Genomic DNA, 12,733 nt, shown 5'->3' on the forward strand with positions numbered 1-12,733 from the left:
ACATGACCTACCTCGATCAGAATCTCAGCCTGTCTCTGGACGACCGTAGCGCCACGGTGACACTGGACTGGTTCGCCCACCTCAAGAACCCGCTGAGTCCACCACGGCCAGCCGGCAACGTCGTGACGCCGCTCGTCTGCGGCGAGGAAGCCTTCGCCAAGGTGTACGAGTGCATCGAAAAGGCCCGGCACAGCGTCGATATCATCAGTTGGGGCTTCGACCCGGCGATGCGTCTCAAGCGCGATGACCCGAACGCGCTGCCCCTGGGCGATCTGCTCAAGCGCAAGGCTGAACAAGGCGTGGAAGTGCGTGTGCTGATCTGGAACAACAAGCTCGCCCAGCTCGGGGAAAACTCCGTAATCGGCGAGGGTATGAGTGGCCAGGGCGGCACTTGGCTGGGCTCGGGTCAGAGCGAAGGCCAGCCAGTGGATACTGCCGCGCGTGAACGCAAACGCCAGGAACTGTTGCTCGAGCAGGAAGAAGAGCGCCAGAAGTTGGCAGAGCTGGGGCCGAACGAAGAGGCGAAGAGACGCGCCAGCCGTGATCGGCTCAACAGCATTCAAGGCAAGCTGGATGCCCTGGACAGCGGCTACACCAAGGGCAGCGACTCAGGCGGAACCGCACATGATCCAGATGCCCAGGTTTACACCCGCAACTGGTTTCGCTGGGTACACAGCGGTCAGGTACGCAATATCGAATTCAGGACGAGGGACTTTGATCTCGTCGGCAGCCTGACCTATCACGACGATGTTGGTTTCAGACTTCATCGGGGGCGCCTTCTGATCCTGGGTAGGCTACTGCGGAAGGATCTTTTTCAAGGCACCGAACTGACGGGGTTGCAGATACTGTTGCTCAGCCTGTTCCCCAGCCACCACCAGAAGACTCTGGTCACCGACTACCAGCATCCCGAGTTGGCAGAAGGCTTCGTGATGGGGCACAACCTGCACCGCAACTACTGGGATACCACCGCTCACCTGTATGACGACAAGGCCGCCAACCGTGATATCGGTTTCGGCCCTTGGCAGGACTTGTCCCTGCACGTCAAAGGTCCGGTGCTGTTCGACCTCAACCACAACTTCTGCAATGCCTGGGACAGTGGCACCAGCTGGATCAGACGAATCTTCCAGGGGTCGTTGGCCAGCCAACGACGCACGACCACGCCGCTCAGCTATATCCAGAACGGCGGCGAACCGGCGCAGATATGTCGTACTCATCCGGAGGAAGGGCCGGAAGAGGCCATCCTTGAAGTCTATGAGAAGGCGCTGGGTAACGTGCACCAGTACGCCTACATGGAAAACCAGTACTTCCGCTACAAGCCGCTGGCCGAACGCCTCAAGAACACCGCCGCAGCGCGTAAGGCAGCAGGGGCCTTGCATGATCTGCATCTGTTCGTGGTGACCAACAACCCGGAAAGTGGTCACTTTTCCAGCACCTCCTACGACATGATGGAGAGCCTGGGCCAGGCCGAGCTGATGCCATTGGCCCACCGCGACAATCTCTATGATCAGCGCCAGTTGGCCTATCGGGAACGCGAACTCAGCGCACGCCCCGCATCACCTGAGCGTGATCGCGAATTGCAGCAGGTACGCAGCAAGATGCGTCAGCAGAACATCGACGAGGCGCGTGCCGATGAACTGATCGCGGATGACCCCAACGCCCACTACAACAAGGCTGTCGCCCGCGAGCTGGAACCGGAAATGCTGCCGCCCGAAGGCATGAAGGTCATCGTAGCCACCTTGGTCAGTTGTGACAGCGGCAACTCCGCCTCTCCCGCCGCGAAAACCCAAAGCGAACGCCAGACCGAGCAGCAGATCACCGAAACCCTCGGCCCCGAGCAAGGCACGGCGAAATATAAGGCCATCTACGTACACAGCAAACTGCTGCTGGTGGACGACCTGTTCTTCACCCTGGGTTCGGCCAATATCAACGCCCGCAGTCTGCTTAGTGACTCCGAACTGAATATCGCCATGCCGAGTCCAAAGACCACCAGATTGTGGCGGGAGCGGTTGTGGGAGATGCATTCGGGGGTTTCGATAACAGCAAATAAGGGTGGTGTCAAGAATGTTAAGACTGATTTTGATATTTGGAATGACGTGATAAATGACAACTGGGAAAGCCAAAAGAAAAATCGTCCTTTAGTGGGTAATATTGTCAGATTTTGGGATGTGGTGACACCTTATGCGACAGCTGTGGATTAAAGCGCTGCTTACTATTACGCTAATTTTTTCAGGATCGCAGGGAATGGCTTACGAATTTAAGTGTGTGCATGAAAAGGATACTGCGCCACAGCTTGATAAAGAGGCTGATGGCTGGTTTCAGCAAGCCAGAGAAATAAGCAAGGAACGTTTGCCAGACTGGGCGAAAGTAGCCCAGCTCTATCAACAAGCTGTTGATAAAGATCATTGGAAAGCCATGCATAACCTTGCAGAGCTTTACCTGCGCGGCAAGGGCGTATCAAAGGACACCAATAGAGCCATTGATCTCTATCAAAGAATGGTCGACTTGGATGTGCCGCTTGGGTACTACGATATGGGTGTTATGGTGCAGCGCGGCGTGGGGGTAGTTCAATCTGATAAGGATGCTATGCTTTTTCTGATAAAAGCGGCCGACATGGGCAGCCCCCATGCACAGACTCGAATTGGCTATATATATATATATGATAAAAATCAGGACTCTGTAGGGCTGGGCTACTTAAAATGCGCCGCCAAGCAGGGTTTCGCAGATGCTAATTATAAGCTGGCCAGTTATAACAAGAATATCGATGCAAATTATCCTGTCGCAATGCACTATTATCAGCGTGCAGCGGCTTTGGGGGAGCCAAAAGGGGCAATGAATATCGAGAGGGTATTCAGAGAAGGGAGGTTCGGTTATGAGCGAAACGAGGAAGTCGCCAGCGCCTACGAGAAAGTATATGACCAAATAGACGATAATCCCGATATCCGCTTCCCTAACTTGGCTAAAGATCACCCGCTTCCTCCACACCCTATCCAAGGCTACCACGCCGACAAGGACATCAACTGGATGCCTACTGGCCGTGCGGACGATTATTAAGGCAGTCACTCTCAGTTTGTTCTGTGCGATGGCGCCAGCCATGGCTTACGAGTTCAAGTGCGTACATGAAAAGGATACGGCGCCTCAGCTTGATAAAGAGGCTGACGGCTGGTTTCAACAAGCCAGAAAGATAAGCAAGGAACGCTTGCCAGATTGGGTGAAAGTAGCCCAGCTATATCAACAAGCTGTTGACAAAGAACATTGGAAAGCCATGCATAATCTTGCAGAGCTTTATTTGCGTGGCAAGGGCGTACCCAAGGACACCAATAAAGCCATTGATCTCTATCAGAGAATGGTTGATTTGAATGTGCCGCTTGGCTACTACGACATGGGTGTTATGGTGCAGCGAGGCGTGGGGGTGGTGCAGTCTGACAGGGAGGCTGTGCTTTTTCTGCTAAAGGCTGCAGACCTAGGAAGCCCGCATGCGCAAACTCGAATTGGCTATATATATATATATGATAAAAATCAGGACTCTGTAGGGCTGGGCTACTTGAAATGCGCCGCCAAACAAGATTTTGCTGACGCAAATTATAAGCTTGCCACCTATTATGAAGGTATTGATGTCAACTATCCTGTCGCCATGCATTACTATCAACGAGCAGCGGCTTTGGGTGAGCCCAAAGCCGCTATGGAGATTGAGGATGTGTTTCGGGAAGGTTTGTTCGAGTATAAAATGGATGTAAGTCTCGCTGAGGACTACAGGAATGTATACAGGAAGTTGAAGAGCGATCCCGATGCCCGTTTCCCTAACTTGGCCAAAGATCACCCGCTTCCTCCACACCCTGTCCAGGGCTACCACGCCGACAAGGACATCAACTGGAAGCCTACTGGCTGTGCGGACGATTATTGATATTCATCTTTTTATGTCGTGGAAGGAAAACCAATGAAAGTATTGTCGATCATTTCCACGTCGCTCTTTTTGATTCTGGCTTTGCTTTCGGTTCTGCTATGGATGGGAGGCGTGGCAGGTGCGGTGACAGGGGGCGGTAGAGGAACCGATGACCTTGACTATCTCTTGACCTTGTCTGCGGTTTTCCTCGGCTTGGCCTGCATCAGTGGTGTCACCACTTTGGCAGTGCTGTGTAAGAAAAAGACTTAAGGAAAGTCTGAAGAAGACTTCCCGTTTCTGGTGAAATAGGCCAATCCCGTTGCCCGAGTTTCTCAATGAAGCAGATGACTTTCGCCGACGCCGAATACGCCGGTAAACGTAAGCAGACCCGCAAGGAGCTGTTCCTGATCGAGATGGATCAGGTTGTGCCCTGGAAGGGGTTGGTGGCACTGATCGAGCCGCATTATCCCAAAGGTGAAGGCGGTCGGCCGGCCTACCCGTTGATGGCCATGCTGCGGGTACACCTGATGCAGAACTGGTTCGGCTACAGCGATCCAGCCATGGAGGAGGCGCTGTATGAAACGACCATCCTGCGCCAATTCGCAGGCTTGAGCCTGGAGCGTATCCCGGACGAAACGACCATCCTCAATTTCCGTCGACTGCTGGAGAAGCATGACCTGGCTGCCGGCATTCTCGGTGTCATCAATGGCTACCTGGGCGACCGAGGCCTGTCCTTGCGCCAGGGCACCATCGTCGATGCCACGCTGATCCATGCGCCCAGTTCGACCAAGAACAAGGAAGGCAAACGCGACCCCGAAATGCACCAGACCAAGAAAGGCAACCAGTACTACTTCGGCGCCAAGGCGCATATTGGGGTCGATGTGGAGTCGGGGTTGGTGCACCACGTCCATGTCACAGCCGCCAATGTTGCGGACGTCACCCAGGTGGACAAGCTGCTGCATGGCGAAGAGAACATGGTGGCGGCTGACGCCGGTTATACAGGCGTCGAGAAGCGCGAGGAGCATGAGGGGCGCCAGGTCATCTGGCAGATCGCGGCTCGGCGCAGCACGTACGAAAAGCACGGCAAGAAAAGCGCACTGTACAAGGCATACCGCAGCCTCGAGAAAGCCAAAGCGCAGACCCGCTCAAAGGTTGAGCACCCGTTCCGGGTGATCAAGCGCCAGTTTGGTTACACCAAGGTGCGGTTTCGTGGCTTGGTGAAGAACACGGTACAGATGGTGACGTTATTTGCTCTGTCGAATCTGTGGATGGCACGCCGATATTTGTTGATGGGTGCAGGAGAGGTGCGTCTGTAATGTGGAAAATGGCCTCCGCAGGCGGCGTGCGGAGGTCAGAGGCGGCAAAATAAACGGGTGATCTGAGCATTTTCTGATCAGATGGACTCTTTCAAGATCGGTAGCGACCGAAGTCGGCCAAAAATAGCGGCCTATTTCAGACCTTCCTTAACGCAGCGCTGATGAATACTTGGCTTGCTGGGTTGAAGGTTTTCTGGGCCGTGCTCTCGGGGCTGGCCATGCCCGTTATCCTGACTGTCGTACCGGTGATGACCGGGAGTGTGCCTTTCTTTGTCGCAGCAGGCTGCTTTTCACTGGCCGGGTGCATCCCTTTTATCAAACAGCTTTCGATCATTGCGCGGTTCTGTTTGATCCTCGCTGTCGTCGGCGCAGGTCTTATCCATGGTGACCCTCATCGCTGGCCAGATGGTCTGTTGCTGACCCTCGGGGTACCGTTAATCCTGTACTTCATGCTGCGAGGTGCATCCAAGTGGCTGAAAGAACTCGGCACTGCGATGCGCAGCTCACAAGAAAAAACGATGGGCAGAGGTTGAACTCGATCTCCCCATGCTTGCCCGCCCGCTCACAGCCCACCGCTGTCCACCTCATCCTCTCAGTTACTGCAGGTCTGCCCGGTGCTGGCGCTGGCCGATGGCGCCACGACAGGAGTGCCTTGCACGCATGAGCCTCGATATGTCTCAGGACGTGCAATGGGGTGTTTGCAACCAGGCACCCTGGTTATGGGCAGATCTTCGATTCGTTCACATTCCTTGCATTTGCCTGAGCGGTACAAGGTCTGGGTTTTTCGCGTGCCTTATGCGCCTCGCCAACGAATATCCGTTTTGGGACGAGGCAAAGGGAGACGCGCTCAGGTGGGCTTAGGAGTTAGTCAAAAAGCAGGCGTCAATAGGGTGATGGGCGGTCGTTAAACCCCGTCGAGGTCGAGGATAAGCTCACTGCAAGTCGGAGGCCGTGACCATTAGGTTGGCTGTCTGGCGGGGCTGAGTGGGCCTTTGATGGCCGTTTTATCCATGGACTCCAATCATGATCGATCTTGCTACCTGGAACCTGACCATTCCCGTGGGCCAACCTGCGGCTGTCATCGATACGCCTCTGCTGGTTGGTGGCTATCAGGACAATTATTTCCAGTCCCGGGAAGGGCGGATCTTCTTCTGGGCGCCGGCCAATGGTTCGACCACACTGAACTCGACTTACCCGCGCACTGAGTTACGCGAAACCTACGCCAATGGTGCTCTGCGCAACTGGTTCTACACGGCAGCCAATGATGTGCTGAGCGCCACCACCAGAATCACTCAGGTGCCTGCCAGTGGCATGCTGGCGTTCTCTCAGATCCACTCCAAGCAGAGCAGTTCGCCACTGCTGATGCTGGGTTATCAGTATTTACCCCAGAGCAACTACGGCAATGTGGTGATCGCGTTTCGCGGGCATCCGGCTTCTGCCGACTCCAAGAAGATCGTGCTGTCGAGCAAGGTCAGGCTGGGTCAGGATTTCAGCTATGAAGTTCAGCTCTCGAAGAGTGGCAAGCTGACGATTGGTCTGGCCGAGCCAGGTGGCGCGGTAAAAACCTGGAGTGCCACGGTAAACAAGGCCTGGGCCAGTCATGGCCTGTATTTCAAGGCAGGGGTTTATACCCTCGACAACAGCGGCAATGAAACCAATGCAGGGGCGGCGGTGTTCACTCATTTGCAGGTTGAACACCGCCAGTGACGCTTGAGTGGCTCGCGCCACCCAAGGAACCGATTGCTAGTTGCTGCAGGTCGGTCCGGTGCTCGCGCTGGTCGGGCTTTGCGTGATCAGCATGTGGCAATGACGGCGCACGGTGCTGTCGAGGATCTGGCTCTGCAGCGGCAGCAGGTCGCCGATCAGCAGGTTTTGCAGCAGCGGGTTGGCGCTGAACTGGTTGTCGCCGAGCACGGTGTTCTGCATGCCTTCCACGCGAATCATGGCCTTGCCGATGTTTTCCAGGGTGTTGCCGCTGATCACCAGCTCGCCGGCGGCCGGCTGGCCGTTGCGCAGGCTGATGGCGTATTCGGGGGTGGAGCTGATGCGATTGCCAAGGATCCAGGCGCCATTGATCTCGCCGGCATCGATGGCGCTCAGGTGGCTGTTGGCGATCAGGTTGTCTTCGATCAGCAGTTGGCTGCCGTCCTTGATCTGGCGCAGCATCATGCCGTAGCCCTGGGAGGCGCCGATGAGGTTGCCGCGGATCAGCAGGGCGCCGCTTTGTTCGTTGACTTCGATGGCGCTCTTGCCGGTGTGCAGGATCAGGTTGTCACGAATGCGCCCGCTGCTGCTGCCGCCGATACGGATGCCGCTGTTGTGCTTGACCCCGTCGATGCGGTTGTCGGCGATGAGGAAGCGGCTGTTGCTGATGTCGATGGCGTATTGCTGTAGCTGGTTGAAGCGGTTGTCACGGATCAGCGCCTCGCTGTGGCGCAGTTCCAGGGCGCTGGACATGTTGTCGAACTGGCTGTTGCTGATGAGGATGCGCGCAGGTGGCTGACTGGGCGCTTGCTGGGTGCTCAGGCCACTGCTGATGCCGCGGGAGAAGTTGGCGTTGTAGCCGATCTTCACCAGATGGGCGTTTTCCATGCGCAGGCGGCTGCCGGCCCAGTTCATGATGAAGGGGCGGGTGGGGCGATCGGTGCTGAGCGTGCGACCGTCGCTCCAGGTCTCCAGGCGTGAGTTGCGTACCTGCAGCAGGCCCTGGTTGATCAGCGCGGTGCCGGAGGGGCCGAACAGGTAGAGCACCTGGTCATCGATCAGCAGGGCGGCGTCTTCGCCAATCATCAGCGGGTAGCTGAGCAGATAACCGTCCTGATGGCGACGCAGCACCTTGGGGTCGTTCAGTTGCGCTTGCAGTTGCGCCAGGGTGATGGCACCGCCACGAATGACCACGGCCCGCGGGTGCTGCGCCTGGTAGCTGGCAACCGCGCGGAACAGGCCGTTGTGCACGAAGGGCTCGAACGGCCAGCTACCGGCCTGGGCCGAGTACATCGGCTCCAGATGGGCGCTGCCACGCTGGTTGGGCACTGACAGAGTCATGGCCGGCGGTTGGCTGTGTTGGAGAATCTGCCGGCGTGGGAGTTGTTGCTGTTGCTCCTGCCACTGGGGGTCGAGGGTGCGCAGGGCAGCCGGAGCTGCCTGGGCGAGCAGGGGGCAGGTCATGCAGCTCAGCAGGAGCAGTGCGCGGGAGAAGGGCAGTGCCTGGGGCATGGTGGCGTCCTGTGTCAGTTGAGGCGAGGGTAGAGTGGCCTGAGGTCACCACCCACCTGGCTGTAGCCGGTGATGTCTTGGCCATATGCCTCATAAAGGCGTCTGGCCCATGCATGCTGCGGATAGCGGCTGAGAAACGGCAGCAGCCAGACCATCTTGTGCGGGCCGACTTCAGCCTGGCGCTGGGTCAGTTCGGGCAGGGTCTTGGGTTCCAGCACCGCGCGCGCGGCGAAGTTGGCCAGGGCGGCGAACTTGCTGCGCTCCTCTGCGGTGAGCGGCCGGCCATTGGTTTCTGCCGTTTCCACCAGCAAGGTCAGCGGCACCATGGCGTAGTGCGTGTAGTCGGCGGCCAGGCGACCACGGGCGACTTCCAGTGGCAGGTAGGCGTAATCGCCCTGGCCGGCGGTGATCTGGCCGAAGGCGCGGCGCAGGGCGACATCGGCCCAGGCCAGGGCGCGGTCGTCATTGCGCAGCATGGCGCTGGCCGCCACTGCCCAGGCTGCCCAGTAATCATGGTTGTTGAAGTAGATGCTCGGGTCGTGGCGACGCGGCTCGTATTCGGCCATCACCTTGGCCGACAGTTGGCCGAGCCAACGCCGCTGCACGTCACTCAACTGGTAGCGCTGGTCGCTCAGGGCGCGCACCTTGAGCAGGGTGGTGGCGATGGCGGCCAAGGCCCATTTGCGTGCGGCCACACCGGTCTTGCTGGCGTCGTCGCTGAGCAGGGCCGATTGGCTGCCCCAGGCGTCGAGCCATTGGCTCAGACAACCCAGGGCGACGTTGGCTTCTTCGGCCTTCTTCGTGCGCTGGAACACTTCACCGGCCTTGATCAGACCACCGATGTAGTACTGCACCTGCTGACGAACGCGCTGGGTGTCCTTGCTCTGCTTGGCCGTCAGGCGTGACTTGCTGCTGTCGCTCTGGTCGTACTTGCTGTCGAGCTGCAGATGGCCGGTGTAGGCCGGCGGTGGCGTTTTCGGGCAGCGCTGGTTGCGGTAGTCGGCCACCAGTGCAGATGCCGGCGTGGCCTGGCTGACCCAGATCGATTGCGTGGCGTTGGCACTCAGGGGGCCGAGCAGCAGGGCGGCGGCCAGCCACCTGATTGACGGGGTCACAGGCATAGCTTGGTCTCGATCTGCAGGGGTTGCTCGATGATCTGGGTCGGTTCGAGGAAGACGGACAGCAGGTTGGCATCGCGGAATTCGGCAGCGCGGCTCAGTTCCAGGTAGTACTGCCCGCTGTTGACGATGGCCTCGCGGCGGAACCACACCTTGTCGCGGGTGCCGTTGTCGTAATAGGTGATGATGTAGAAGTTCTTCAGGTTGGGGTCGCTGATGCGGATGTCCAGTACGCCGTCGCGGCCCTTGAGATCCTTGCGTTGTGCCCCGGCATTGCTGAGCAGTTCGATGCGATCGTTGAGCTGCAGGCCTGGCCGTTCGACGCGTGCCTCGAGTTCGCTGGGGCTGGCCTTGCAGCCGCCGTTGACCGCTGGCACCAGTTGCCGGTAGGTGATGTCGCCATCGAGGCGGTAGTTGGCCGGTAGTTCCCAGATGATCAGCTTGGGCGCCTTGTCCGGCGCGTAGTTGTCCGACAGCAGATATTGCAGCAACGAACCATCCTGGCCGGCGCCGGGCAGGGCGTAGTTGACCAGGTCGCTGCTCAGGTATTGCTTGAGGAAACCGTCGAAGTTGAACTGCTTGGTTTCATCTTCACGGGCGGCGGAGTTACTGGTACCGACCAGGATGATCTCGGGATCGGGCTGATCCTCGAACAGCAGAGAGGCGTCGTTGCTTTCCGGGACGGTCTGGTAGCCCGGCACGAACTGGCTGCCGTAGCGGTTGCCGCAGATCGCGTTGAGGCCGAGGTTGAGGGTGCCGTCCTTGAACAGGGTCATGTTCTGCTCGGTCTTGTAGCCCTTGTGTGCGAGCTGGGCGTAGACCGGTTGCTGACGGATGGTGTCGGCGGTGACCTTGGCGATGGCCTCGGCGCCCACGGGGGTCCAGTGGTGGTCGCGGCGGAAGAAGAAGTCCTTCGGCGGCTGCTGCACCAGGCCCATGATGTCCGGCACTATGGCGCCTGCGTCGCGCATCTGCTGCAGGAAGTTGCGCAGGTTGCCGCTGGCGCGGGCGTAATCGAAGCCGTGCGCTTGCCCCGGCAGAAGCTGGGCGCGATGCATCAGGCCGCGAGTCGGTTGTATCGCCATCACCACCTGGGTGCCATGGCTGGCGAAGGCGCGCATCAGGCGGGCGAACTCCGGCTGCATGGCGGCCGGAATGCCGAAGTCGTTGGTCAGATCCACTTCGGAACGGAACAGCCAGTGGTCACGGCCCGGCACCAGCTGCTTTAGCGCCTTCATGTTGCCCTGGGCATATTCCTCGGGCGCGCTCAGTTGTGGGCAGATCAGGCATTGCAGATCCGCACAGTCGTCGGCCTTGCTCGCTGGTGCCGCAGCGAAGCTGGCCGGCGTGCCACCCACCAGCAGGCTGCCGATGGCCAGGGAAAGGTAGTGTTTCATCTTCGTCGGGATCATCGTCCGCTTACTCGTAAGGCTTGCTGGTCGGAATTCATTCGGTGGCGTCGATGCTGTTGGCCAGGGTGATGGCGCGGTAGCCACTGCCTGCCGGCAGCAGGGCGTAGCTGTAGGAACGGCCCTTTTTCAGGAACAGTTCGTCGAAGCTGGCCAGCTTGTCGTTGTCGGCGTAGGCGGCGAAGGCGATCTTCAACTCGTTGACCATGCGGCTGCCGGTCTGGTCGCGTTGCAGGGTGTCGACCACCACATGCTGGCCATCGACGGTCTTCAGCGCGGCGGGCTTGTCGGTGAAGTTGTAGAAGGCGATCTGCGCCTTGCGCGGTTCGTCGACGAACTTGTCGGTCAGCAGCAGCAACTTGCCGTCGCGGTAGATCACGGTGCTGGCCGTGTTGGCCTTGAGCTCGCTCTCCAGGGTCTGCCCGTCGGCGCTGATGATCTGCTTGCCCGGTGCGACGAAACGATAGCCACCGAACTGCCCGCTGTTGACGAGTTGGGGCTTGTTCTTGCCGCTCAGGCTGACTTCGATGTTGCGCTCGCTCAGGTTGAGCACGCGGACGAAAGCCGAGTTGGCTGGCGCCACCGGGTCATAGAGGTCGGCATTGCCGTCCTGGGCCGCCTGGGCAGCGGTGCAGCCGATGATCAGCAGCATGAACAGGGCGTGAAGCGGGGAGATGGGCATGAAGCACCTCTTCTATTGTTGGGCGATGGGGGAGGGAAGTTGGCGTTGCGCGAGCAGGGTGCGCAGGGGAAATTCCCAGACGACGGTGTGCACATCGCCGCTGGCGGCTGCCGGGCTGGCGAGAAAGGCGTTCATGGCCTCGAACGGGCCGCGTGCTTCCAGGGCCACGCTGATCAGATCACGCTGCAGCGCCTGCTTGAGAAAGCCGGTGAAATTCCAGTCATCGATGCGCGTATAGCTGGTGCCGACCACGGCCAGGGATACCGCCTCGTCGGCGAACAGGCTATCGCCGATGTCCTTGGGCGAGCCTTTGAGGGTTTCATGCAGGGCGATGTGCACCGGTGCGAAGTAGCTGGGGGCGAAGCGAGGGTCGAACTTGAGGTAGTTGAGCAGATCCCCGGGCACCTGTTTCTCGCCTACCGCCTGGGTGACGTAAGCCGTAGTGCCGGCCAGCTCGGGGAACTGCCGTGCCAGGGTGCGTGCGGCCAGGTCAGCGCCCTGTGGTGTCCAGTGGGTGTCGTTGCGCAGGAACAGGGGCACGGCGGCGGCTGCGTCGTTGTAGGCGCCACGCAGATCCGCCGAAGCGATGCCACGCTCGCTCAGGCGTGCGCGAAAGTCCTCGTACAAACCGCTGAGCTGCGCGCTGGGCGCCAGGCGTGAGTGCTCGGCGTAGGTGTCCAGCTTCATCGGAATGGGCAACAGGATCAGTCGCGTGCCCTTGGCTGCCAGTTGCTCGCGGGCCTTGTCGATCAGCGCCAGTTGCTTGTCCAGGTTCTCTTCCAGGCCACTGGGCAGCAGGTATTCCTGATTGGTGAACAGCCAGCCGTCGCGGCCCAGCACCACGCCACTGGCGCCTTCGCGGAACAGCGCATATTGAATATCGGCCCATAGCTCGATGGACGGGTCACGCAGGAACAGGCTCTTGTCGTAGTAATGCTCGAACTTGCGCACCAGCTTGCCATCGAGGAACAGTGCCATGGCCTGGCTGGGGTTCTGCTGGCTGGCGAAGCCGAACACCAGCGGCAGGGAATAGAGGAACATGCCGCACAGCAGCACGATGAAGAGGATGCCGTTGATCTTGCTGGCCGAACTCATCACGGGAAACATGCGCG

Annotated in this window: 12 protein-coding genes; 7 read left to right on the forward strand and 5 right to left on the reverse strand. The window is 59.0% G+C overall.

Annotated elements, in window-relative coordinates; genetic code table 11:
- Window positions 1-2 precede the first annotated feature (2 nt).
- The 7 genes from ACSVIK_RS00795 to ACSVIK_RS00825 all read left to right on the forward strand — a co-directional run bounded on the left by ACSVIK_RS00795 (window position 3) and on the right by ACSVIK_RS00825 (window position 6,903).
- Entirely contained in the window at window positions 3-2,198 is a 2,196-nt protein-coding gene (locus tag ACSVIK_RS00795) for a phospholipase D-like domain-containing protein (protein WP_442442465.1), read from the forward strand.
- Window positions 2,199-2,241: 43 nt separating this feature from the next.
- Window positions 2,242-3,051 carry a tetratricopeptide repeat protein gene (locus tag ACSVIK_RS00800; protein ID WP_442442466.1) on the forward strand — a complete coding sequence of 270 codons (810 nt, stop codon included), beginning with the start codon at window positions 2,242-2,244 and terminating at the stop codon, window positions 3,049-3,051.
- Window positions 3,052-3,091: 40 nt separating this feature from the next.
- The gene (locus ACSVIK_RS00805) at window positions 3,092-3,901 is read left to right on the forward strand and encodes a tetratricopeptide repeat protein (RefSeq protein WP_442442467.1); all 810 of its coding nucleotides are present in this window, start codon (window positions 3,092-3,094) and stop codon (window positions 3,899-3,901) included.
- A gap of 33 nt (window positions 3,902-3,934) precedes the next feature.
- Window positions 3,935-4,150 (forward strand): hypothetical protein, encoded by a 216-nt coding sequence (locus tag ACSVIK_RS00810; protein ID WP_442442468.1) that lies wholly within the window; start codon window positions 3,935-3,937, stop codon window positions 4,148-4,150.
- A gap of 65 nt (window positions 4,151-4,215) precedes the next feature.
- Window positions 4,216-5,196: an IS5 family transposase gene (locus tag ACSVIK_RS00815; protein WP_442442469.1), complete on the forward strand. Its 981-nt coding sequence runs from the start codon at window positions 4,216-4,218 to the stop codon at window positions 5,194-5,196.
- Between the two features lie 161 nt (window positions 5,197-5,357).
- Complete coding sequence (locus tag ACSVIK_RS00820) at window positions 5,358-5,729, forward strand: hypothetical protein (RefSeq protein ID WP_442442470.1); 372 nt, start codon at window positions 5,358-5,360, stop codon at window positions 5,727-5,729.
- 490 nt (window positions 5,730-6,219) lie between these two features.
- A complete protein-coding gene (locus ACSVIK_RS00825) occupies window positions 6,220-6,903 on the forward strand; it encodes a polysaccharide lyase family 7 protein (RefSeq protein ID WP_442442471.1) in 684 nt (227 codons plus the stop codon).
- Window positions 6,904-6,939: 36 nt separating this feature from the next.
- Here the strand turns inward: ACSVIK_RS00825 and ACSVIK_RS00830 are convergent, their stop codons facing one another.
- Genes ACSVIK_RS00830 through ACSVIK_RS00850 form a run of 5 tightly spaced genes read right to left on the reverse strand, consistent with a single transcriptional unit; the run spans window position 6,940 to window position 12,728 of the window.
- The gene (locus ACSVIK_RS00830; RefSeq protein WP_442442472.1) at window positions 6,940-8,412 is read right to left on the reverse strand and encodes a right-handed parallel beta-helix repeat-containing protein; all 1,473 of its coding nucleotides are present in this window, start codon (window positions 8,410-8,412) and stop codon (window positions 6,940-6,942) included.
- Window positions 8,413-8,426: 14 nt separating this feature from the next.
- Window positions 8,427-9,533 (reverse strand): polysaccharide lyase, encoded by a 1,107-nt coding sequence (locus ACSVIK_RS00835; protein WP_442442473.1) that lies wholly within the window; start codon window positions 9,531-9,533, stop codon window positions 8,427-8,429.
- The gene (locus ACSVIK_RS00840) at window positions 9,524-10,927 is read right to left on the reverse strand and encodes an alginate O-acetyltransferase AlgX-related protein (RefSeq protein WP_442442474.1); all 1,404 of its coding nucleotides are present in this window, start codon (window positions 10,925-10,927) and stop codon (window positions 9,524-9,526) included. The genes ACSVIK_RS00835 and ACSVIK_RS00840 overlap by 10 nt, the downstream gene beginning before the upstream one ends.
- Before the next feature lie 49 nt (window positions 10,928-10,976).
- Entirely contained in the window at window positions 10,977-11,621 is a 645-nt protein-coding gene (locus ACSVIK_RS00845; protein WP_442442475.1) for an alginate O-acetyltransferase AlgF, read from the reverse strand.
- Window positions 11,622-11,633: 12 nt separating this feature from the next.
- Window positions 11,634-12,728, reverse strand: a complete 1,095-nt coding sequence (locus ACSVIK_RS00850) for an alginate O-acetyltransferase (protein WP_442442476.1) — start codon at window positions 12,726-12,728, stop codon at window positions 11,634-11,636.
- Between the last annotated feature and the right edge of the window lie 5 nt (window positions 12,729-12,733).

Source organism: Pseudomonas sp. NCHU5216 (assembly GCF_052156495.1).
In the GTDB taxonomy this organism is placed as follows: Bacteria; Pseudomonadota; Gammaproteobacteria; order Pseudomonadales; family Pseudomonadaceae; genus Aquipseudomonas.

Excerpts from the sequence above, each read along its gene's own strand:
- ACSVIK_RS00795 (WP_442442465.1), top strand. The coding sequence starts at position 3 with ATGACCTACCTCGATCAGAATCTCAGCCTGTCTCTGGACGACCGTAGC.
- ACSVIK_RS00800 (WP_442442466.1), top strand. The coding sequence starts at position 2,242 with ATGGCTTACGAATTTAAGTGTGTGCATGAAAAGGATACTGCGCCACAG.
- ACSVIK_RS00805 (WP_442442467.1), top strand. The coding sequence starts at position 3,092 with ATGGCTTACGAGTTCAAGTGCGTACATGAAAAGGATACGGCGCCTCAG.
- ACSVIK_RS00810 (WP_442442468.1), top strand. The coding sequence starts at position 3,935 with ATGAAAGTATTGTCGATCATTTCCACGTCGCTCTTTTTGATTCTGGCT.
- ACSVIK_RS00815 (WP_442442469.1), top strand. The coding sequence starts at position 4,216 with ATGAAGCAGATGACTTTCGCCGACGCCGAATACGCCGGTAAACGTAAG.
- ACSVIK_RS00820 (WP_442442470.1), top strand. The coding sequence starts at position 5,358 with ATGAATACTTGGCTTGCTGGGTTGAAGGTTTTCTGGGCCGTGCTCTCG.
- ACSVIK_RS00825 (WP_442442471.1), top strand. The coding sequence starts at position 6,220 with ATGATCGATCTTGCTACCTGGAACCTGACCATTCCCGTGGGCCAACCT.
- ACSVIK_RS00830 (WP_442442472.1), bottom strand. The coding sequence starts at position 8,412 with ATGCCCCAGGCACTGCCCTTCTCCCGCGCACTGCTCCTGCTGAGCTGC.
- ACSVIK_RS00835 (WP_442442473.1), bottom strand. The coding sequence starts at position 9,533 with ATGCCTGTGACCCCGTCAATCAGGTGGCTGGCCGCCGCCCTGCTGCTC.
- ACSVIK_RS00840 (WP_442442474.1), bottom strand. The coding sequence starts at position 10,927 with ATGAAACACTACCTTTCCCTGGCCATCGGCAGCCTGCTGGTGGGTGGC.
- ACSVIK_RS00845 (WP_442442475.1), bottom strand. The coding sequence starts at position 11,621 with ATGCCCATCTCCCCGCTTCACGCCCTGTTCATGCTGCTGATCATCGGC.
- ACSVIK_RS00850 (WP_442442476.1), bottom strand. The coding sequence starts at position 12,728 with ATGTTTCCCGTGATGAGTTCGGCCAGCAAGATCAACGGCATCCTCTTC.